Below are 22,560 nucleotides of genomic sequence, written 5' to 3'. Positions count from 1 at the left end.
AAGCCGGCGGGGCGTAGAGATGATACCTGCTATTTGGCAGGACTTACATTAGCAAGAGTAGTAAAGGTCGAACTCAACCGGGTGAGTGGTCATGTTCACGCGCTGTACTTCTTCTTGCTTCAGCTCGATGTAAGCGTCGATAGCGTCGTCGGTGAATACGCCACCTTCGGTCAGGAAGGCGCGGTCCTGATCCAGTGCGTCCAGGGCCTGTTCCAGGCTGGAGGCAACGGTCGGGTACTCGGCCAACTCTTCCGCCGGCAGGTCGTACAGGTCTTTGTCGGCAGCATCGCCCGGGTGGATCTTGTCCTTCACACCGTCGAGGCCAGCCATCAGCATTGCGGCGAATACCAGGTACGGGTTGGCAGTGGGATCCGGGAAGCGCGCTTCGATACGCTTGCCCTTCGGGCTCGGCACGAACGGGATACGGATGGACGCAGAGCGGTTACGCGCAGAGTAGGCCAAGATAACCGGCGCTTCGAAGCCCGGAACCAGACGCTTGTAAGAGTTAGTGGAAGCATTGGCAAACGCGTTCAGAGCGCGCGCGTGCTTGATGATACCGCCAACATAGTACAGAGCAGTTTCAGACAGGCCAGCGTAGGCGTCGCCTGCGAACTGGTTGGTGCCGTCTTTGCTGAAGGACATGTGGATATGCATGCCAGAACCGTTATCACCTACCAGCGGCTTGGGCATGAAGGTGGCGGTCTTGCCGTAAGCATGGGCAACGTTGTGTACCGCGTACTTCAGGATCTGAACTTCGTCCGCCTTTTTGGTCAGGGTGTTGGCGCCAACGCCGATCTCACACTGGCCAGCGGTACCCACTTCGTGGTGGTGTACTTCGATATCCAGGCCCATGGCTTCCATAGCGGAACACATGGCGGCACGAACGTCGTGCAGGGAGTCGACCGGCGGAACCGGGAAGTAACCGCCCTTAACGCCCGGGCGGTGGCCCATGTTGCCTTCCGCGAAGGAGGCGCCGGAAGACCAGGCCGCTTCTTCGGAATTGATTTTGTAGAAGGCGCCGCCCATTTCGGCACCCCAGGTGATGTCGTCGAATACGAAGAACTCGGGCTCCGGACCGAACAGTGCGGTGTCACCGAAACCGGTGGACTTCAGGTATTCCTCGGCGCGCAGTGCGATGGAACGCGGGTCGCGCTCGTAGCCCTGGCCAGTGATCGGATCAACGATATTACAGCGGATGATCACGGTGGCTTCGTCGGTGAACGGATCCAGGAAGGAGGTCTCGTCGTCCGGCATCAGGATCATGTCGGACTCATTGATGCCCTTCCAGCCAGCGATGGAAGAACCATCGAACATCTTGCCTTCTTCGAAGAACTCGCCGTCAACTTCTTTGGCGGGAATGGAAACGTGTTGTTCCTTACCTTTGGTATCGGTGAAGCGCAGGTCTACCCATTTGGCTTCGCTCTCTTTGATCAGGTCGAGCGTCTTTGACATTACAGTCCTCCAAGAATGAAAAGTTATGTTCGCGCCGATTCGCTTTATCTTGTGGCAACAGTAAAAGCAAAGAGTGTGCCAAATTGGGGCAAACCGGTAACAAAGTGATTCGGGTCGTAAGAAATGGCCACCCGGGGGAGCAATCGGGTGCAAAACAACCAAACCCCACGGCTTTTTGAGCGCCAGCACTCCCTCTCGGATCACGATAGTCCCAATATTGGTGCTCTCAAACCTCTATTTGCACTATTTTGGGGCCGAAAAGTCACAGTAAGCACCAACTTGGTGCCACAAGCAAATTCCCGATAGCGAGTTTATAATTCGCCACCTTTTCCGGGAAGCCGACAAACGGGCTCCCGGCCTCCAATTCAACCGCGGTTCCGGCACACGTCTATGCACTTCGTCGTCAAGTTTTTCCCAGAGATCACCATCAAGAGCAACCCGGTGCGCAAGCGCATGTCGCGCCAGCTCGCCGATAACCTGCGCAAGCTGATGCGCCAGCTGGATGACCGTATCAAGGTGCAGAAAGACTGGGAGAAAATCGATGTGATCGCGCCAGATGCAGTATCCCACCTTTCCGACCGTATCGAAGAGGTACTGGCGCACACCCCGGGCATCGCCAACTTTGCCCGGGTACAACAGTTTCCCCTCGGTGATCTGGACGATATCTACCAGAAGACACTGGCCATCTGGGGACCACAGCTCGCGGGTAAAACCTTCTGCGTGCGGGTAAAGCGCACCGGCAAGCACGACTTCCAGTCCCTCGACGTAGAGCAGTACGTGGGCGGCGGCCTGAACCAGAACACCGACGCCGCCGGCGTCAAACTGAAAAACCCGGATATCACCGTAAAGCTGGAGATCCGCCACGACAAGCTCAATGTGATCGAACAACTGCACCAGGGCCTCGGCGGTTTCCCCCTGGGCACCCAGGACCCGGTGATCTCTCTGGTGTCCGGTGGCTTTGACTCCACCGTGGCCAGCTACCTCACCATCAAGCGCGGCATCCGCACCCACTTTCTGTTCTTCAACCTGGGCGGGCGCCAGCACGAGCTCGGGGTAAAGGAAGTGGCCTTCTACCTGTGGGACAAATACGGTTCCTCCCACCGGGTGCGCTTTGTCACCGTGCCGTTTGACGAAGTGGTCGCGGAAATACTGGAGAAAGTGGACGACTCCTATATGGGTGTGACGCTCAAGCGCATGATGTTGCGCGCGGGCTCCATCATTGCCAAGGAGCTGGAAGTGGATGCGCTGGTCACCGGCGAAGCCATCGCCCAGGTATCCAGCCAGACCCTGAAAAACCTGTCGGTGATCGACAGCGTCACCGATACCCTGGTACTTCGCCCGCTAATCACCTCGGACAAGACCGACATCATCCGTACCGCGCGCGAGATCGGCACCGAGGAATTTGCCGCAAATATGCCGGAATACTGCGGCGTGATCTCGGTAAAACCCACCACCCGCGCAAAAATGGAGAAAGTGGAGCACGAGGAATCCCGCTTTGACTTCACCGTTCTCGACCGCGCGGTGGGCAACCGGGTAATGCAGAATATCGACCAGGTGATGGACGACCTCGGCGAAGGCGCACCACCGGTGGATATCGTCACCGAACCTGGCGACGCCATTGTTATCGATATTCGTCACCCGACGGAGGAAGAGGTCAACCCGCTGGAACTGGACGGAGCGGAAGTGGAAACCATTCCCTTCTACCGCCTCAGTACCGCCTTCCAGAAACTGGACAAGGAAAAACAGTATTTACTGTATTGCGCACGTGGGGTTATGAGCCAGCTGCATGCATCGCATCTGCTGGATGAGGGGTACCGCAATGTGGGGGTATTTCGGCCGGAAAACAAAAAGCCTCAATAGACTGCGAGTCCGGGCTCACTGCTGATCCCACATGAACCGGCCCAAGACGGTGCAATAAAAGGCACGAAACTGGAAGGGCAAGAGCCGGCGAGGATACAAAGCGGGCCGGCAGTTACCGGCCCGCGCCATCAGTTACAAAAACTCATCAAAGAAGCCGCCGATATTCCCCACCGAATTGAATCCGAAGATCCAGGTGGTTTCCACCGTGTCGGAAAAGTCCATGCCTCCTGCGGCAATGGATGGGTTTTTCCACCCTACGTGGTTGTCGATGCTGTGATCGGCAACGCGCTTGGCTTCAGTCCAGATAGCACCCACCTCGTTGTGATTGAGCACGCGATTCCAGTGGCTGGTATTTTTGTTGTTGAACCCGGGGGTACCATTCCCTGTAGAGTTGCCATCGCTTATTTTCTGGTAGTCGGTGTTATTGCGCACGTAACTCAGATCGCCGGGGGTGGTATGATCCTGATTCCAGTTGCTGTGCTGGATAATATGGATCCGACCATTGGTGTTGACCGAGGGCAACTGCGACTTCACCCGACGCACCAGATCCGCACTGAAGTCTGACTGTCCGGCTTCCGCAATCCAGATATCGCCGCCGGCGTTGAGCGCGGACTTCACTTTATTAAATACCGTGTTTAGTGCGCCGTTATAATTTACGTGCGCATTGGTCCAACCATTGGTGCCAAATGCGAGATCAAATAGATAATCCGCTTCAATAAAATCGCCACCCTGATCCCCATAGGCACCGGCCACGGCAAAGTAATTCACGTTATTGAAACGGGCATCTTTCAGAACGGTTGCGACTGCGGCCACTGAATGAATGTCATCCGGGTCCGGTTTACTGTCGAAATTCGCCAGAAACAGATCTTTTCCGGTATCGAAGCGACCAATCATTTCGCCATTTCCGGTATCACCCAGAAGACGCAGTTCAAGCCAGTTGATATTGAAATTGCCCGCCTGAATCTGCAAGCGCAGGGTGTGCTGCCCCTGGGCCAGCTGTCCAAGATCCAGACTCTGGGTTACCCATTGCTGCCAGCCACCGGTTGCCGGCACCGGCATTGCAGTGCCACGGGTCTGCCCGTCAATTTCCACAGTGTACTGGCCGCCGCCAGGTGCGGATGCGACACGCAGGTTGGCGCGATAGGCGCCGGCCTGCGCCACATCAATGTCAAATTCCAGCCACTCATTGGTTGCTGTCCAGCCCACGTTGTATTGCCCACCGTTGTCGCTGGTGTTCTGGATATCCACACCATCTTCGCGATAAGCGCCCCCGAGGTTATCCGCGGTCGTATCCCAGTAGCGGTGATAGTCTTCCGCCTGAATATAACCGGGCACCATCATCAGGTTTTCATCCGGCTGTTCGGGGTCCTCACTCTCTTCACAGGGAACCGAACCACACATACACACACTAAACAGTGAGCGGCTGTTGGCACAGTCTGTTGCCTGATTCCCATACTGGGCTTTGCATTGAGCGGTGTAATCACACTGGTCCTGCGCAAACGCAGAGAGCGCAAAGACCGCGGAAGCGATACTGATCAAGGATCGAAACGTTAGTGAACGCATAATGGCGGCTCCGTTGTTTCAGATTAATTTTCGCTGGTTCAGCGAGTTAAACCTCTCCGCGTACGCAGGTGGGCAGAGAGAGCCGCGACTCTAGACCCCTCGAGTATTGCTAACAGTTAACTGTCACCCGGTTTTATGTGGTGTCTGACGACACTGAACGTTTTGTGATGTATCAACATTTCTGCTTTGTACTGCTGTACAAACTTGGCGTTTTCCAGCGCTTATTCGTCTGTTCCGCTGTCTCCTGATAAAGCTCAGCCGGTACATGGTGTGTGAATCAATTTGTTCGCGGCAGCATCTTCAAAACCCTATACACTCTCCTAACTATTCAAACGTCCGGAGACAATTTCATGTTTAGCCACGTTATGCTCGGCGCAAACGACATTCAGGAGTCGAAAGCGTTCTACGATGCGATTCTCGGTGCGCTGGGTTACAAACCCGGGGTGATCGATCAAAAGGGCCGCTGTTTTTATTTCACTGATACTGGGGTATTCGCGCTCACCAAACCCATCAACGGCGAGCCGGCCTCCTGTGGCAATGGCAGTACCATCGGCTTTACCGTGGAGAGCCCGGAGCAGGGCGATCGCTGGCACGCGACGGGTCTTGCCAATGGCGGCACCGAATGTGAAGACCCTCCCGGGGTACGCGAGCGCGGCGATCTCAAGCTGTACCTGGCCTATCTGCGTGACCCGGCGGGCAACAAAATCTGCGCCATGCACCGCCTATAAGCCGGTTCTGGATAAAACCCCGGAGTTTTTGCGCCCTTTCAGCGCCGGGCCACGGTCCGGCCCCCTGTAATCCGCACAAATTTCCGCCAATCCGACTCCCAATTGCCACACTTCACCTCTATAATGCGCGCGCTTTGGCCGGATAGCCGCTGTTTCAAACCTCAGCCCATTCCCCGCCTACCCAATTTTCCGGTGTGACCGCTCTCTACCAGACAGTGTCCCACCCAATCACGCATTACGCCCAGAGGCCCCCAGTGATAGACAATCTTCGCAATATCGCGATCATCGCCCACGTTGACCACGGCAAGACCACCCTGGTGGACAAGCTGCTGCAGCAGTCCGGCACCCTCGACCGCCGCAGCGCCGACTCCGAGCGCGTGATGGACTCCAACGACCAGGAGAAAGAGCGCGGTATCACCATCCTCGCCAAGAACACGGCGATCAACTGGAACGACTACCGCATCAACATCGTGGATACCCCCGGGCACGCCGACTTCGGCGGCGAGGTAGAGCGGGTACTGTCCATGGTGGACTCGGTACTGCTGTTGGTCGACGCGGTGGACGGCCCCATGCCGCAGACCCGCTTTGTGACCTCCAAGGCCTTCGAGCAGGGCCTGAACCCGATCGTGGTGATCAACAAGATCGACCGCCCGGGCGCCCGTCCCGACTGGGTAATGGACCAGGTATTTGACCTGTTCGACAGCCTCGGTGCCACCGAAGAGCAGCTGGACTTCCCGGTGATCTACGCCTCCGCCCTGAACGGCATCGCCGGTCTCGACGAGACCGATATGGCGGACGACATGACCCCGCTGTTCCAGATGATCGTCGACAAGGTTGAGCCCCCCAAGGTGGACCAGGACGGCCCCTTCCAGATGCAGATCTCCGCACTGGACTACAACAGCTACGTCGGTGTTATCGGCGTAGGCCGCATCAAGCGCGGCACCCTGAAACCGAACCAGCAGGTGGTGGTACTGGACCGGGAAGGTAACTCCCGCAAGGCCAAGGTGCTGCAGGTCATGGGTTACCTGGGTCTCGAGCGGGTCGAGGTGGACCAGGCCAGCGCCGGTGACATCGTATGCATTACCGGTGTGGGCGAACTGAATATTTCCGACACCCTGTGTCACCCGGAACACCCCGAGACGCTGCCGGCACTGACCGTCGACGAACCCACCGTGAGCATGACCTTTCAGGTGAACGACTCCCCGTTTGCCGGCCAGGACGGCAAGTTCGTCACCAGCCGCAATATCAAGGAGCGCCTGGATCAGGAGCTGATCCACAACGTGGCGCTGCGTGTGGAGCAGGGCGATTCCCCGGACAAATTCAAGGTATCCGGCCGCGGTGAACTGCACCTGTCGGTTCTGATTGAAACCATGCGTCGCGAAGGCTTCGAACTGGGTGTTTCCCGCCCGGAAGTGGTACAGAAAGAGGTGGACGGAGAAATCCAGGAACCTTACGAGCAGGTGGTGATCGACGTGGAAGATCAGCACCAGGGTTCCATCATGGAAGAGCTGGGCCTACGCAAGGCCGAACTCACCAATATGGAACCGGACGGCAAGGGCCGCGTGCGCCTGACCTTCGTGGTGCCGTCCCGCGGTATGATCGGCTTCCGCAACCAGTTCCTGACCCTGACCAGCGGTTCCGGCATCATGACCAGTATCTTCGACCATTACGGTCCGGTGAAGGAAGGCGATGTCACCAGCCGCATCAACGGGGTGCTTGTGAGCATGGTGAAGGGGAAAACCCTGGCCTACGCCCTCTATGCACTGCAGGACCGCGGCCGCCTGTTCCTGGGCCACGGTGAAGAAATCTACGAAGGCCAGATCGTCGGTCTCCACTCCCGCGACAACGACCTGGTGGTAAACCCCACCAAGGCCAAGCAGCTCACCAACGTGCGCGCCGCCGGTACCGACGAAGCCCTGACCCTGACCCCGCCGGTGCGCCACACCCTGGAGCAGGCCCTGGAGTTTATCGAAGACGACGAACTGGTGGAGGTCACTCCCAACCATATTCGTCTGCGCAAGAAAATCCTGCAGGAAAATATGCGCAAGCGCGCGAAGAAGTAATTCGCGCAAGCGATTGAAAACGGGGCCAACTGGCCCCGTTTTTTATTGGCCGCCAATGTATTTTTATCACCACAATCCCACTGAATTCCCCACGCAGTACCTGAATAGGGAATGGACACTTCGCGACCATCTGATAGTTTCCCGCCGAAAAATATCGCTGGATATACTAATTTGGGGAACGCATGTTCATTCGCAATTGCCTTGTTCTACTCCTGCTGGTTCTGACGCTCACTGCCTGCGATCGCGGGCTGAACCTCGATAGCCGCCGGTACCTGCCTCCACCGACATCCGACTCCTCTCCGGAAACACCAGACGATGGTGAAGAAGACGAAGACGAACAGAGCGAAGACGGCGATCAGCAAGAAAACCCAGGAGAAGATCAGAAAGAGGATCCGATCGAGGAGGATACCCCGCCTTCCCAGCCTGCGAACCTGATCAAGCTCGCGGCGAGTGGCGCGCCCTTACAAATCCAGACCGAAACCTGGAGTGATACCGGCAGTGAAGAGGAAGGCTCCCAGTGGTCCTGCATTGAAGACCGCGAAAGCGGGCTGGTGTGGGAGGTAAAGCGCCCGGGTTCCGGCCATCCGCATTCCGCCGACAGCAGTTTCAGCTGGTTCGAACCGGAAAGTGATACAACCAGCAGTGCCAACGGCCAGGGACAGTGCTACCTCGACGGGGCGCTTACCAGTGGTGCCGACTGCAACAGCCGCGCATTCGCAGATCGCGTTCGCGCGGAGGGTCTGTGTGGCCGCAGTAACTGGCGGGTTCCCAGTGCGGATGAACTGCACACGCTGGTGGAGCAGCATGCTGCAGAGCAATACCGCCACACAGGTAATGGGGTATTCCCCAGTATTGAGGCCAAAGGGGGCACGCCCTATTGGAGCGCCGACGGCGCCGACGCACAGACCGCCTGGGCGCTGGACTTCACCAGTGGCGAGGCCGTGGCGACACCCCCATCCACCGCATTGAACCTGCGGCTGGTCAGTTCTGATCAGGCGCCCCAGGAAAACACCCTGCAACAATACTGCGAGGAATTCGAGCACCCTGAGCTTTTGCCCGATGTACTGTGCAATGGGGATGCGGCGTGGGAAATCAGTTGCGACGACGCGTCCTGCAGCGCGGTCAATTACTCGGCGTCGGTAGATCTCAAGTTCGAGTGCGCCTATCGAGACTCGCCAGAACTCGGCCCGGTTATGCGCTGCCGCGCCTACCGGGCTTCCTCCGGTGAATTTCTGTATGAGATATGCCCGGCTCCCTATGACTGCCTGATCCCTCCTGAAGACCCGCAGGACCTCGATCCCGTCGACCCAGAAGAACCCACAGCTCCGGGACCGGCACACCTGGTGAAGCTTGGCGCCGACGGTTTATCGCTGGCAGTACAGAACCTCGCCTGGAGTGACTCGGGCAGCGAAACGGTAAGCAATCAGTGGTCCTGCGTTCTCGACATCGAGAGCGGACTCATTTGGGAGGTAAAACGCCCCACACTGGCAGGTATTCACTACGCGGGAAACCGCTATAGCTGGCACGATCCACTCAGTACCACACTGAACAAGGCCAACGGTCTTGGGCAGTGCCAACTGGAGGAAGGGCCAACCAGCGGCGCCCCATGCAATACACAGGCATTCGTCGAGCGCGTGCGCACCGCCAACCTGTGCGGCCTGAGCAACTGGCGGGTCCCCAGTATCGAAGAGCTCATCACTCTGGTCGCCGAGGAATCTGAGGCCAGCGCTTACCACATTGCCGCGAGCCATTTCCCCGGCCTTAACGGTGGCGCCGGTGTGCCCTACTGGAGCGCCAATGGTGGTGACCGGCGGTACGCGTTGGCGATGGATTTCTCCAGTGGCGAGGCAGTGCTGCGGGAACCCTTCGAGGGGCTGAATCTGCGCCTGGTAAGTGGTAATCAGTCTCCGACCGCGATACCACAACACTTTGGTGTTGCCCCGGAGCACATGGCACTTGCACCGCTTCTGGGGCGAAAAAAACTGGATATCACGCTCACCGGTGAAGACCCCGACGGCGACAGCCTCATCTTCACACTGGCCTCAGAGCCACAACATGGGGATCTCCAGGGCGACGCACCCGATCTACAGTACATCCTCGACGAAGACTTTATCGGCGAAGACAGCTTCACGTTTACCGTAAGCGACGGCACCAAAACGTCACAAACCGCCACGGTGCGTATTGGCGTGGCGCCAACGGTAAGCCCAAATCCGGCAGCACCTACGCCGGTTTCCCTCAGTCAGCTGAGTCCGGAGGCGCCACTGCCCCTGTTGCTCGAAGACGATACCAGCGACGACGATAAGGTCGAGGGCTACCTGAAAGTCAGCGTGCCCGGCAATACGGATATTCTGCAGGATGTCCGTTACCTCCTCGCCATGCAAAACACGCGCTCGCCCCAATCAAGTCACTACACCTTCGACGTGTTCACCACTGCGGATTTTTCCGGCTCCCCCCTGACACAGGTTACCGCCAGTGACGGAGCCTATTTCGAGGCCGCCAATCACCGGGACGAAACACTGTATGTGCGTATTCGCGCAAATACCGATGAGGCCGCACCGGTGTATTTTGAACTGACGGGCAGTAGTACTTCCGAGCAAAACCGGCTCGCACACTATTGCGAGGATTACCCCCACCCTGAGCTGGTACCTTACAACCTGTGTAACTGGGAATCCGGCTGGGAGATCGGTTGCGACGACGAGCGCTGTATCGCCGTAAACTCGGCACCTTCGGTGGATTTGAAGTACGAGTGCGACTACCGCGACGGCGACTACTTTGAAAATGTCATGCGCTGCCAGGCGTTCCAGGTATCGACCGGTGAGTTTTCCCATGAAATCTGCCCGTCACCGCATCTGTGCACGCGGATTAAACTTTCCGACCCCCCGGATATCGATCCGGGGGACACCATCCCAGTGACCGATCCCATCGAGATCGAATTCAACACGCCGGGGATAGTGGTGGAAGTACCCACCACCCCGGCCTATGGTGTCGACCTGAGCCGGCAGCTGTTTCGGGATGCTGTGCGCAGCGATGCCAGCCAGCAGATTCTCGGGGATTTTCTCGAGACCCTGCGCACATCGCTGATTGAAGATGCCAGCGAGGACTCCACGGTTGTACCCTGGCGCGACTATGTATTGGCGCTGGTGGATTCCGGCGCACCGGTCAGCGACATTATGGAAACGTTTGTCGAGGATGCTGGCAACGGCAACCAGGAAGCCGGAGCCTCGCTTTTTGCCGCGCTGAATGAACTGCTGCTGTCGCTGACCGCGAAAGAGCAAAGCGAACTGAGCAACGACGAAGTCTGGCTGCTGACTATTGCCATGGCGCACATCAATGATCGCCGCGAACTTCTGGTAACCAACGCAGAGGATCGTGTAGATGCCTATTTCGCCGAAAAAAGTGATTGTTTCGGCCTGCACTGCGTCTACGTATCCAAAGGGTTCCCCCAGGTTCTTTCAGACGCCATCGCCAGTACCGACGCGGACCTGATCGCCGCGGGCGCCCTCGGCGGTGTCGCCGTAGCCGGTGGGGTGGGAACCTATTTCACCCTGACCTCCAGTGTGGTGCTTTCCACCGCCATGGTGCATACCGCGGCTACCGCGGCCAAAGCGGGGGTGACGGTGTCTGCCTTTATCTCGGGCAGTGCCAGTGTCGCCGCGCTTCCAGCGGTGCTGGTCACGGTCGGTATTGTGTGTACCGTGGTCTCGGTATCCAATCTGATTGAGGCGGGAGAAAATGAAGCGGCGTATAACGCATTTATTCAGGACAATAACGCACGCTTTGAGGATCTCAGCGAATTTACCGGTGGAGAGCACAGTGAAGAGGTGCGTGCGGAAATCATCAACGCCGCCTTCCGCATACTGGACGGCATGTATCACTAAGCCAGCACCTGTCCCTGTGGTAAATTAGGCGCTTTCATCGGGCCATTACCACAGGGGTCGACATTTTGCCCTCGCACGTTTCGCCACAGAGCCACGGCCACGCATCCAGGATCTGGGATCACCTCGCCGCTTTACCTGCAGCGAGATTGGCCAGTGATGGTCTGCAGTTTCTGCTGGAATCGATCAGCCAGATGATCCGTGCCGACCACGGTTATTGGCTTAGCGCCGTATGCCTCGAACATCTCAATCCCGAGCGGGACTATATGCTCGGCTGGCGGCCGGGTCCGGCGTATTTCTATCGGGAGCTCCCCTCTGATCGCCAGCTGCACAAGCACTACACCAGAGAGGTGACATCGGGGAAATATGAAGTGGATGAGAGTACCCTCAATCACATTCGCCAGGCGGGTCAGTTTCGCGGCACACTGATGCGTGATCACGTATCTGCAGCCTTCTACGACACCGCACACTACCACGAATTTTATCGGGACAAGCGAGTGGCCGATACGCTGTTTGTGGTGGCGCCTTCTGGCGGGGATGCGGAATCCTATTACTGTTTCAACCGCATGGATGGCGAGCCACCTTTTGCCAGGGCGGACTTGCTCCTGGCGATGGAAGTACTGCGCCCCCTCGGCTGGTTCCATCGCAAGCTACTCCTGGCCCACGGCCTGTTGGTAGCAGAAAACCCCCTGACTCCCTCGGAAAAGAAAGTGCTGCACTGGCTCCTTACCGACCTGACGGAAAAAGAGATTTCCTCCAGACTCAACCTGAAGCCAGACACCACCCACAAGCACGTAATGAATATCTACCGCAAATTCAATGTCACAAGCCGTGCAGCACTAATGGCCCTGTGGCTGGGACATAACGGCTGAATCTCCCGTCCCCCTCAGGCGGCAGGGGGAGCGGTCTTGACAAAGGCAGCATCGTCACCGGCAATGGTCAGTAGCTGCTGCAGATTCTTACAGTTTTCTATGGAGAAACGCTGTCGGAACACACCCCAGGCCACGCCCACGGCCACGCGATAATCCGCATCGCTCATTTTCCCCGCCCCTGGCAGTGCCGCTGAATCCAGCTCACTCAGAATCCGCTCTACCCGTTTCTTCTGGCGGCACGTGTAAACGTTCTCCGAAATATCCAGTCCACTGCGCTCAAGTAGGAACAGGTTGATTGCCGTATCCAATAGCGTGTTGGCAAGGCAGTAGCGGTCCATATCCTGTGCACTTGAAATAAAGGCCCCTCCGGATTTCTCACGCACGTATTGAACGATAGAGGTGGAATCCGTCAGTTTTACCTCGCCGTCTTCCAGAAAGGGGACGCGCATGGTGGGGGTATCCGGGTTTTGGCTGCTGTGGATATCCAGCTCCACCATTTCCCAGTCCAGGCCGGATTGCATCAGTGCCAGGCGGCAGTGGCGCACGAAGGGGGAAGTCAGGCTGCCAAATAGTTTCATCTCCGGGTGTTCCTTTTCTTTGATTTCACGGTGTTCGGGTGAGCGTGATTGATTCAGGGATGATCTCGAAAAGCTCCGCACCCTGCAAATGAATATTTCCGATCGTCGATCAGGAAAGCACATTAAAAATTTTCACTTCATTCGGGAATAAGTCACCTTCCCAGCCGTTGTCCCTGTGCAAGTCAACAGATTGCACCGAAAACCCCGAGGCTCACCAAGAGGACAACCCGATGCCAAATTTCAAAGCCATTTCCCGCTCGTTTGTTAAAACCCAGCTGATTACTGCAGCCAGCCTGCTACTGGTGGCCAGCGCCCACGCCCAATCCCAGCACAGCGTATCGGCAGATATGCACAGCAACGCCAACATCAACACCAACATCAACACCAATGCCAACGCCGGCGCACAGGCGCAGGTCGGTATGCAGACATCCACCAGCGCCAGTATTCACAGCCGTAAATCCGGGCAGACCGCAGCCGTTACCGAAGCAGGGGACTGGCAGGGTGCGGCGCAAACTGCCGAGCAACGTGCGGATTCATCGATCGAGACCGCCGGCAGTAGCCTGGAGGCTGCGACTGCGGTGGCCGCGGGTGCCGCAACCAATATTGCTGCCGGTACCGCCAACAGCCTTTCAACCCAAGTCGCTGCAAACGCCGCAGAAAAACTGGATGCCGAAGCCACTGCCAATTTCACCGGGGCGGTAGCCAGCAGTGTGGATCAGACGATCTCCTCTACCGTGGCTGCGACTGCGCAAAGTGCCCTGGATGCAGAAATCGTCGGGCAGGTCGCCTCAGCGGTGAACGGTGAAATCGCCGCGGCCGTCGAGGAATCCGTCGAGGCGAGTGTGGCGCAGGCACTGGACACCTCGGTACTGGGCGACCTGTAAACCGCAGTCATCTTTTCCAGACTTTTCAAATAATGCCAATGCCGGGCCGCACATGCGGCTCCGGCCTCGCGCAGGGAAGTCGCAACAGATCACATGGAATCCAGAAAATGAACACGACAAAAAAATTTCAGAAAAACTGCGGGATTTTTTATCCGGGCATGCTCGCACTTTCCTGCGCCTTGTTCTCCGGCGCATCGGCTGCGGAAGTAAAAACCGATTTTTCTTTTGAAGCGGGCGCAGGCATGGAACACGATAGCAACCTTTCCATCCAGGAGCTGGACCGGGCACAGAATACGGGGGACAGCGCTTTTCTACTGAACACCGACCTGCAGGGGAAGATAACCGTTGACGAAGCATTTACCGTTAAAGGCGGCTATCGTCACCAGTGGAAGAACTATCAGACTTTCGAGGAGTTCGATCAGCGCACCGGCACCTGGTCGGTGGATGCCCGCTACGATTTCACCGCATTGACCCTCGGTGCCAGCGCGCACCGCGCCGATGCCGCGCTGGATAGCGAGCCATTCCTTACGCTTGTACAGAGTAGTGTGTACGCGGGCAAACTGATTGGCGGCCGGGTATACCTGCGCGGCGCCCTGGGCCAGCGGGACAGAAATTTCTCCGACAATCCATTGCGCGACGCAAAAGCCGATATTTTCGATGGCGATATGTTTGTGTTTTTCGCCGGAGCGCAAAGCTACTTCTCGCTCGGTGCCGGTTGGGAGCGCGAAGACGCGGCCTCCGAAAGTCTCGATTTCAACGGGCGCAGTCTGCGCGCACGCCTCTCCCACAAGTTCGCGCTCGCCGGTACCGAAAACACCCTGCAGCTGGGAGGTCGGTTGAGCGAACGGGAATACGTATCGGAATTTTCTCTGATGGATACACCGCTGGATTCCCCCAACCTGCCCTGGCAGGAGCCGGCGGTGACGCCCACGGATGAGGAAACGCGCCGGGACCTGCGCCGCACCCTGGATGCCAGCTGGGAACTGGCCTTTAACGAAGCGCTCTCTGTCACCGGCAAGCTCAGCCACGGCAATCACAGCTCACCACTTGCCGGTGCAGATTACGACGAGACGCTTGCCTCGCTGATGCTCAACCTGCGTTTTTAATCGAGAAAGCCGTAACCAAACACCGGGTCGCGGCCCGGCTCCCCCAGATCGCTGGCCCGTGCGGCCAGCTTTTCCATTACTGCACTGCTTGTTTTTGTCGCTGCCTTCTGGTCGATTGCGAGGCCCGGGTTGGCCGCCTGTTCACAGGCGGCAAAGGCGGACACGATCGGTGCGGCAATGGAAGTGCCACTCTCGCGACCAAAGCGGCTGCCGCTGCGCGCGGTCATTACCTGCACGCCGTGCGCGGCAAAGTCCACATAGTCCCCGCGGTTGGCCCAGCGGTATACATTCATCTGCTCATCCACCGCCGTGGCGGAAATCACTCCCGGGTAGGCCGCGGGATACAGCGGTGGCGCCGCCGGGCCGCCATTGCCCGCGGCGGCCACCACGATTTTCCCCTGCGCCAGTACCCGCTTCAGTGCCGTTTCCAGTACCCGGTTGCTGGGACCGCTCAGGCTCATATTGATGACCTGTACATCCACCGACAGCAACCAGTCGAGTGCGCCGACCAAATGCATCATGGTGGCGCCCTGGGCGAACTGGTCCCGCGGGTAGAATACCGAAGCGTTGTACAGGGTCGCTTTGGGCAGCCGCGACAGGCCCGCTGGTGCGGCGCCGATCAGTACACCGGCCACTGCGGTGCCGTGGGCATCCGGTTGTGGCAAAGAGGGATCCACAAACGACCGTTGCTCGATACGGTGGTCGCGAAACGCAGGGTGATCCAGTTGAATCGCGGTATCCACCATACCGATAGACACGGGCGCGTCGCAGATGCTGGAAACCGCCGCCGGTACGTCACTCCCAACGGAGGACTCAGGGGCCTTCTGCGGCCGGAAAATATGGTTGCGGTCGAAGCGCTCCACCAGAGACGCCGGCAGGTGCCTGGACAGGGCGCCCCGGGAGTCCATGGCCGCCGGCACGCGAAAGCGCAGCAGGCTGAGACCCAGCCGGGTGTAATCGGTCTGCTCCAGAATCTCGATATCCAGCTTCTGCAGCAGGGCCAGTTCCCCAGTATCCAGCATCGCCAGCCACTGGCGCTCCACCGCCCACTCCCCCGGCGCCACCTCGACCTCCACCAGCGCCACGGCACCTCCGCCATTCAGCACCGGGATCCGGCGCAGGGTATCTGTGGCTGCGCCGGTAACCTGTTGCGCGGCGTCCGATAACTGCCGAGCCTGCTGTTGTGCCCGGCGCTCGGCCCGCCGCGCCGCTTGCGCTGCACGACGCTCCAGGTCCCGGGTCAGCCGCTCGCTTTCGCTGATGCCGTCAGAGATGGCCGGTCCCACGGCGTCCACCACCGGATCCAGATTGACGAGCTGCGCGCTCGCCGCCATCGGCAGGGCAAGCAGCAGTGCCAGCGCAGTCATACCGGTGCGCAGTGGATGTGTGGTGGGTTTCTTCAGTGGCGTTTTCATGGGTGGCATTCTCGCATTAGCCCGCCGCCTGGGAAAATGCGCGGCGCATACCGGTATCACGGCCCAACGGCGGTAAAATTCCCGCCGCCCGAAACTATTTCGATTTTCCGGGAATAAACTGGGCACCGGGCCGTTACTGGAGAAACGGGAACGAGATAATGATCATGCAAGACGAGTTGACGTCACAGCTGCCAGAGCTACTCCCCGGGCTCAGGCGCTTTGCGTTTTCCCTCACCGGATCCATGGCGGATGCCGACGACCTGCTGCAGAGCACCGTAGAGCGGTTGCTGGACCGCAGGGTTCCGGAGGATGTGGCGCTGGCGAAATGGGCCTTCCGGGTATGCCGCAACCTGTGGATCGATGAATACCGGGCGCGCAAGGTGCGCCAACAGGCAGCAGAGCAGCCGGAGCTGAGTGAGGGCCAGATTGTGGACGGCGAGCGCGCGGTGGCCGGGGAAATGGAACTGGAGCGGGTCAACCGCGCCATGCACCAGCTGCCGGATGAGCAGCGCTCGATTCTGTCTCTGGTGGCGCTGCAGGGGCTGTCCTACAAGGATGTGGCCGCCACCCTGGAGATACCCATCGGCACCGTAATGAGTCGTCTGGCGCGGGCCCGCGCCGCCCTCTGCGATGCCCTGAACACGCCGCCACACAAACAGGCAAGAACCGCCCACTGAGGACCACCCGATGAACGAGCACAGACAAACACAACCACCGGCGGTCACCGATGAACAGCTGAGTGCCTTTCTCGATGGAGAGCTGCCGGAACCGCAGATGGACGAGATCCGCGCGCTTTTGCTCGAGCACGAATCCCTCGCGGATCGCCTGGCGCAACTGGCGGCGGTAGACCAGACCGTGCGCCAGACCTACTCCGCCATCGACCAGCGACCCATGCCCGATGGGATCACCAGCTTGCTGGAAAAAGAGCGAGCCGGCAGCGCGCAGGTCATCGCTTTTCCCCTGTGGCGGCGGGCCCAGCGACAGATACACCAGCAACTGCAACGCCACGCGGGTATGGCCGCCGCCATTGCCCTGGCCATCGGCCTCGGTGCTGGCTGGCTGCTGCCGACTACCGCCAACAACGAAGGGCAGTGGCAGGCCGTCGCTGCCGGCCTGGAACAGGCTCCCAGCGGCGCCAGCCTGACACTGCCGGACGGCCGCGCCATCACCCCGCGCCTGACCTTCCGCAATCAGCAGGGGGACTACTGCCGCCAGTTCCAGCTGCGCGAAGCAAACGGAGGCTCGGAGAATATTGCCTGTCGCAACGACGGCGGCCAGTGGCAGCTGACGGCCTCGGTACAGCTGGATGCGGTGCAGGCCCCCGGCAGTTACCAGACCGCCACCGGCGGCTCGCTGCTGGACAGCGCACTGGATGCGATGGCCGCAGAAACCCTGGCGCCGGCACAGGAACAAAAAATAATTGGAAAAGGCTGGAATAAAACCGGAGCCGAGCCGTCAACCCGGTAAATGACACGCTCACGCTTCGGCAAGGAAAGGGAAAACAACCATGACCAGTATCCGTAAAACATTCGTCACTACTAAAACCGTCGCCACCGTTGCCGCCATCCTGGTCGCACTGTCACTGAGCACCGGCTGCGCGTCTTCCGGAGAGTCTCCGGATTACCGGGCGGCCAAGGGCGCGGGCTACGGCTACCAGGAGCGCAAGATCGCCGAAGACCGTTACCGGGTGAGTTACAAGGGCCGTGGCAACAAGCGCGGCGATGCCCGGGACTACGCCATGCTGCGCGCCGCCGAACTGACACTGCTCGAGGGTTACGACTGGTTTGTGGTGGTGCGCGAGGATACCCAGGTGGACCGGGGCGATATGGATCCCAGTGCCCACGGAGGATTTGGTGCCAGCACCAGCTATCGCAGTGGCCCCGCCTACGTGACTACCCGCGAATGTGGGCTGCTCACGTGCACCAGCCGCACACGCCCGACCTCCACAAGCTACGCCGCCAGCCTGCACAGCGGAAGCCATGCGCAGCCCAGCCATCGCACCAGCACCGAGGCCAGCCTGGAAATTCGCATGGGTCGCGGGGTGCGACCGGCGGGCACCAGCGGGAGCGAGGAAGCTATCGAGAGTTACGACGCGCTGGAAGTCCGCGATAACTTGGGCCGCGACTGAATACCAGCCTGACTTCGCCATGCAGTTAGCTAAAACGCTCCCGCACCTGCTGCCAGGTACCGAGCGCGCTTTGGCTGTGCAGGCACACGGTCAGCAATTCGAAATCCCCCCGCGCTTTGTTCAGCACATCCAGCCCCTGGTGAGCAGCGATTTCATGAGGGAAGCGATTGGTGCCCGCACCCAGAGCCGGAAACAACAGACGCTGCAGTCCGTGTTCACGGGCGAGTCCCAGCACACTCTCGTAACACCGGCGCAGCTGCACCAGTGCCTCGGCTCCCCACTGGTCACCGCTGCTCCACTGGGGCGTGACCGTGTGAATCAAATGGTTCACCAATAGACCCGGGGCGATGGTGATCCGGGCCTCTCCCACCGGGCACTCCGGCAGCTGCGAGCACTCACTCACCAGCGCCTCACCGGCCCGCTCGAAGACCTGTTCCGACAGCCCCCGCCCTCGAGTCAGGTGTTTATGCGCCGGGCACACCAGCGCATCCGCCTCCAGAGTGAGAACATCATCACAAATTAGTTGCAGCTTTCCCATGGGCCTCTCCGCGCCTAAGGCATTCGCCATTAATATAGCCCGCTTGACCCCCGCTGCCGGCGGGACAAAGGGCTGAAGGACCAGGCCACCTAGAAAAACGACAATTCCATGGATATCACCACACCACAAATCTCGACCGGGAGTACAGACCCGGTCAGCCAAGCTCGCACTCTGGAACTGCGCCGGCGCATCCAGGCTTCCGGCTATATGCTGATTTTTGCCCTCGCCATAACCGGTGCCATGGGCGTAATTGCGCTGATGGCGGCCGACCTGATTCTCTCCGCAACGCTGTTTGCGGTCGCCGGAATCATTCTGGTGTCCTATATCGGGGTAAATATTGCCGGCCCCAGCCGCAAAACACCGGTACTGGTGGGCGCACTGCTGCTGGTGCTGTATTTCTATCTGCTGCTGTCCGGTGGGGTGAATAACACCGGGTTGATGTGGGCGGTGATGCTGGTGCCCGGGTTTATCAACCTTTACGGCTACAGATGGGGAACGGTGACTCTCGCCGGTATCGGCGGCGCCACCGCACTCATCCTGTTCTACCCGGACTTTCCCGGCCTGCTGGCGAGTTACGACACGGCCCACCGGGCGCGCTTTATTGCCGTATTCGGCGCGCTGACCGCCCTTACCGCCATCCTCGACAGCAGCCGTCACCAGACCCAGCAGATGCTGCACAAGCTCACCGCGGAGCTTGAGAGCCATGCCAGTACCGATGCCCTGACCGGCCTGGCCAACCGCCGCGAAGCCTACCGTGCCATTGACGAGCTGGAACGCCGCAACCGCGACCTGGCCGGACGCTACACCGTCTTGATTGGCGACCTGGACAGCTTCAAGGCGATTAACGATACCTACGGCCACGGCTTTGGCGACCGGGTGTTGCAGGATGTGGCGGACGTGCTGCGTCGCAACACCCGCGCCGACGACATTGTCGCTCGCTGGGGCGGCGAGGAATTCCTGATCCTGCTACCCAACACCGATGTACAGGGCGGCGGTATCCTGGCGGAAAAGCTGCGCCACAAGGTGGAGGCTCTGAGCGCCCGGTACGAGGAAGAGGTGAATATCTCCATCAGCTTCAGCGTCGCCGAAGGTGGCGCCGGTGCCGCACTCACCAGTGGACAGAGTCAGCTGCTGGCGGAAGCGGATTCCCGACTGTACCGGGCCAAGGATGCCGGGCGGAACCAGGTGATCAGCACCTGATATTGCCCAGGGCTGGATCACCGGTTCCCGCCGATCGTCAGGCGAGATGCTGCAACAGCTTCTCCTTCACCCCCTGGGGAATCGGCGCTTTCGCCTGTTGCACATAGTCAAAGTGCACCATCACACAGTCTCCCTGCGCCACCAGCTGGCCCTTCTGCCACACTTCCTGGTGAATGGTCATGGACGTATTGCCCACCGCGCTCAGGCTGGTACGGATCTCGACCGGAGCGTAGAGGTAAATCTGCGCGACAAAATCCACTTCCATTTTTTTCAGGATCAGGTTCCACTTATCCAGGCTCAGCTCGGGGTTAAACAGCTCGAAAATGGGCGTGCGCCCCTGCTCGAACCACACTGGCACCACGGTGTTGTTGATATGCCCCAGGGCATCGGTTTCGCTGAATCGTGGCTCCAACTCAATTGTGAACATCCAAATCCTCGCAAAGTTTTATCCGGTTTTTACGCAGCCTACCGCATTTTCCACCGACCTGGCGCCCCACTGGAATTATTCGCCAGTGATTAAGGCAGACACCGTCAATGGACGGTAAACTCCCCGGCCACAATCCACTACTCTTTGAATTCTACTGATAGCGATCCGCCTGCCGTATATGAGCCAGAAAGACAAACGCCCCCTGTATATTCCCCACGCCGGCCCCTCCCTGCTGGAAATTCCCCTGCTCAACAAGGGCAGCGCGTTTACCCTGCAGGAGCGCATCGAGTTCAACCTGATCGGTCTGTTACCCACCAACGTGGAAACCATCAGTGAACAGGTGCGCCGCGCCTACCGCCAGTACCAGCAGTGCAATACCGATCTTGAGCGCCATATCTACCTGCGCGCAATCCAGGACGATAATGAGACTCTGTTCTTTCGCCTGATCGAGCAGCATATCGAAGAGATGCTGCCCATCATCTATACCCCCACCGTAGGCGCCGCCTGTGAGGAATTTTCCAATATCTACCGCAACCACCGCGGGCTGTTTGTGTCCTACCCGGACCGCAAACATATGGACGATATTCTGCGCAGCGCGACCAAGCAGAACGTGAAAGTCATCGTGGTCACCGACGGCGAAAGAATCCTCGGTCTCGGCGATCAGGGCATCGGCGGTATGGGCATCCCCATCGGCAAACTGTCCCTGTACACCGCCTGTGGCGGCATCAGCCCGGCCTATACACTGCCGGTCACCCTGGATGTGGGCACCAACAACCGGACCCTGCTGAATGACCCCATGTATATGGGCTGGCGCAACGAACGTATTTCCCAGGAAGAATACGACGAATTTGTCGATGAATTTATCGCTGCAGTAAAACGCCGCTGGCCCAAGGTGCTGATCCAGTTTGAGGATTTCGCCCAGACCAACGCCATGCCCATACTGAACCGCTACCGCGACCAGGTGTGCTGTTTCAATGACGGCATTCAGGGCACCGCTTCCGTCGCGCTCGGCACCATGCTGGCGGCGTGCAAGGCGAAAGACGAGAAGCTCTCCAAACAGAAAGTGCTGGTGGTGGGTGCCGGGTCTGCCGGCTGTGGCATCGCCGAACAGGTTGTGGCGGCGATGGTGAATGATGGTCTGAGCGACGCCAAGGCCCGCGAGCACCTGTTTATGTTCGACCGCTACGGGCTGGTCACCAGTGATATGAAGGGCCTGCACGATTTCCAGGAGAAGCTGGCGCAGAGTCCGGACAAGTACCCACAGGCACCGGAGTGGGATCTGCAGACCCTGATCGAGCAGGTGAAACCGACCATTCTGATCGGCGTTTCCGGGCAGGGCGGACTGTTCACCCAACCGGTGATCGAAGCACTGCACAAGGGCTGCAAGCGCCCGCTGGTCATGCCCCTGTCCAACCCCACTTCCCGTGCAGAAGCGACGCCCCAGGAGGTTCTGCAATGGACCGATGGCGCGGCAATGGTGGCCACTGGCAGCCCGTTCGAGCCGGTTGAGCTCAACGGCAAGAAGTATCCGATTGCCCAGTGCAACAACGTGTATATCTTCCCCGGTATCGGCCTCGGAGTCATCGCGGCCAACGCCAACCGGGTAACCGAAAATATGCTGATGGCGGCATCCAACGCGCTGGCAGAAAATGCGCCGGTGGTGCAGAAGGGCAGTGGCGCGCTGCTGCCATCGCTATCGGATATCCGCGAAGTGGGCAAAGCCATCGCCATGGCGGTGGGGCTACAGGCACAGGAAGACGGCGTGGCTCCGGGTATCACCCCGGAAAAACTGGAAAAGAATATCGAAAAGAATTTCTGGTCGCCCAATTATCGCCGCTACCGTCGCGTGGCATTCTGATTCACAGGCAAAA

General features: G+C 59.0%; 18 protein-coding genes. 12 read left to right on the top strand and 6 right to left on the bottom strand.

The features are described from left to right. Nucleotides 1-48 precede the first annotated feature (48 nt). Nucleotides 49-1,452, bottom strand: coding sequence for a glutamate--ammonia ligase (gene glnA / locus LRR79_RS03955; protein WP_231759112.1), 1,404 nt, complete (start codon nt 1,450-1,452; stop codon nt 49-51). A 390-nt stretch (nt 1,453-1,842) separates the two neighbouring features. Between glnA and thiI the strand changes: the two genes are divergently transcribed. Beyond that, nucleotides 1,843-3,312 carry a tRNA uracil 4-sulfurtransferase ThiI gene (gene thiI / locus LRR79_RS03950; RefSeq protein ID WP_231759111.1) on the top strand — a complete coding sequence of 490 codons (1,470 nt, stop codon included), beginning with the start codon at nt 1,843-1,845 and terminating at the stop codon, nt 3,310-3,312. A gap of 132 nt (nt 3,313-3,444) precedes the next feature. On the opposite strand, the gene LRR79_RS03945 is transcribed toward thiI, so the two are convergent. Beyond that, complete coding sequence (locus LRR79_RS03945; protein WP_231759110.1) at nt 3,445-4,875, bottom strand: carbohydrate-binding protein; 1,431 nt, start codon at nt 4,873-4,875, stop codon at nt 3,445-3,447. Between the two features lie 350 nt (nt 4,876-5,225). Between LRR79_RS03945 and LRR79_RS03940 the strand changes: the two genes are divergently transcribed. The 4 genes from LRR79_RS03940 (at nt 5,226) to LRR79_RS03925 (ending at nt 12,413) form a co-directional block, all read left to right on the top strand. Then, nucleotides 5,226-5,603 carry a VOC family protein gene (locus LRR79_RS03940; RefSeq protein ID WP_231759109.1) on the top strand — a complete coding sequence of 126 codons (378 nt, stop codon included), beginning with the start codon at nt 5,226-5,228 and terminating at the stop codon, nt 5,601-5,603. 254 nt (nt 5,604-5,857) lie between these two features. After that, entirely contained in the window at nt 5,858-7,666 is a 1,809-nt protein-coding gene (typA, locus tag LRR79_RS03935; protein ID WP_231759108.1) for a translational GTPase TypA, read from the top strand. Between the two features lie 182 nt (nt 7,667-7,848). After that, nucleotides 7,849-11,544 carry an Lcl domain-containing protein gene (locus LRR79_RS03930; protein WP_231759107.1) on the top strand — a complete coding sequence of 1,232 codons (3,696 nt, stop codon included), beginning with the start codon at nt 7,849-7,851 and terminating at the stop codon, nt 11,542-11,544. Between the two features lie 146 nt (nt 11,545-11,690). Continuing rightward, nucleotides 11,691-12,413: a helix-turn-helix transcriptional regulator gene (locus tag LRR79_RS03925; protein WP_231759106.1), complete on the top strand. Its 723-nt coding sequence runs from the start codon at nt 11,691-11,693 to the stop codon at nt 12,411-12,413. A 14-nt stretch (nt 12,414-12,427) separates the two neighbouring features. Here LRR79_RS03925 and LRR79_RS03920 read toward each other — a convergent pair whose 3' ends face one another. Next, complete coding sequence (locus LRR79_RS03920; RefSeq protein WP_231759105.1) at nt 12,428-12,991, bottom strand: glutathione S-transferase family protein; 564 nt, start codon at nt 12,989-12,991, stop codon at nt 12,428-12,430. Nucleotides 12,992-13,221: 230 nt separating this feature from the next. On the opposite strand from LRR79_RS03920, the gene LRR79_RS03915 reads away from it, so the two are divergent. Beyond that, nucleotides 13,222-13,875, top strand: coding sequence for a hypothetical protein (locus LRR79_RS03915; protein WP_231759104.1), 654 nt, complete (start codon nt 13,222-13,224; stop codon nt 13,873-13,875). 107 nt (nt 13,876-13,982) lie between these two features. Beyond that, on the top strand, nt 13,983-14,981 hold the full coding sequence (locus LRR79_RS03910) for a hypothetical protein (protein ID WP_231759103.1): 999 nt from the start codon (nt 13,983-13,985) through the stop codon (nt 14,979-14,981). Here the strand turns inward: LRR79_RS03910 and LRR79_RS03905 are convergent. Next, nucleotides 14,978-16,396, bottom strand: coding sequence for a S8 family serine peptidase (locus LRR79_RS03905; RefSeq protein ID WP_231759102.1), 1,419 nt, complete (start codon nt 16,394-16,396; stop codon nt 14,978-14,980). The two genes, LRR79_RS03910 and LRR79_RS03905, sit on opposite strands and share 4 nt — an antisense overlap. Before the next feature lie 158 nt (nt 16,397-16,554). Between LRR79_RS03905 and LRR79_RS03900 the strand changes: the two genes are divergently transcribed. Genes LRR79_RS03900 through LRR79_RS03890 form a run of 3 tightly spaced genes read left to right on the top strand, consistent with a single transcriptional unit; the run spans nt 16,555 to nt 18,524 of the window. Next, complete coding sequence (locus LRR79_RS03900; protein ID WP_231759101.1) at nt 16,555-17,073, top strand: RNA polymerase sigma factor; 519 nt, start codon at nt 16,555-16,557, stop codon at nt 17,071-17,073. A gap of 10 nt (nt 17,074-17,083) precedes the next feature. Further along, nucleotides 17,084-17,863: an anti-sigma factor gene (locus tag LRR79_RS03895; RefSeq protein ID WP_231759100.1), complete on the top strand. Its 780-nt coding sequence runs from the start codon at nt 17,084-17,086 to the stop codon at nt 17,861-17,863. Between the two features lie 40 nt (nt 17,864-17,903). After that, nucleotides 17,904-18,524 carry a CC0125/CC1285 family lipoprotein gene (locus LRR79_RS03890; protein ID WP_231759099.1) on the top strand — a complete coding sequence of 207 codons (621 nt, stop codon included), beginning with the start codon at nt 17,904-17,906 and terminating at the stop codon, nt 18,522-18,524. Nucleotides 18,525-18,549: 25 nt separating this feature from the next. On the opposite strand, the gene LRR79_RS03885 is transcribed toward LRR79_RS03890, so the two are convergent. After that, nucleotides 18,550-19,062, bottom strand: coding sequence for a macro domain-containing protein (locus LRR79_RS03885; protein ID WP_231759098.1), 513 nt, complete (start codon nt 19,060-19,062; stop codon nt 18,550-18,552). Between the two features lie 108 nt (nt 19,063-19,170). Here LRR79_RS03885 and LRR79_RS03880 point away from each other — a divergent pair, with 108 nt between their 5' ends. Beyond that, nucleotides 19,171-20,262: a GGDEF domain-containing protein gene (locus LRR79_RS03880; RefSeq protein ID WP_231759097.1), complete on the top strand. Its 1,092-nt coding sequence runs from the start codon at nt 19,171-19,173 to the stop codon at nt 20,260-20,262. Between the two features lie 37 nt (nt 20,263-20,299). On the opposite strand, the gene LRR79_RS03875 is transcribed toward LRR79_RS03880, so the two are convergent. Next, nucleotides 20,300-20,689, bottom strand: coding sequence for an acyl-CoA thioesterase (locus LRR79_RS03875; RefSeq protein WP_231759096.1), 390 nt, complete (start codon nt 20,687-20,689; stop codon nt 20,300-20,302). 178 nt (nt 20,690-20,867) lie between these two features. Here LRR79_RS03875 and LRR79_RS03870 point away from each other — a divergent pair, with 178 nt between their 5' ends. Beyond that, nucleotides 20,868-22,547 (top strand): NAD-dependent malic enzyme, encoded by a 1,680-nt coding sequence (locus LRR79_RS03870; RefSeq protein WP_231759095.1) that lies wholly within the window; start codon nt 20,868-20,870, stop codon nt 22,545-22,547. The last annotated feature ends 13 nt before the right edge of the window (nt 22,548-22,560 follow it).

Source organism: Microbulbifer elongatus (genome assembly GCF_021165935.1).
GTDB classification, from domain to species: Bacteria; Pseudomonadota; Gammaproteobacteria; order Pseudomonadales; family Cellvibrionaceae; genus Microbulbifer; species Microbulbifer elongatus.
The sequence above is the reverse complement of the archived record's forward strand: the minus strand, read 5'-3'. Positions and strand labels throughout refer to the sequence as shown.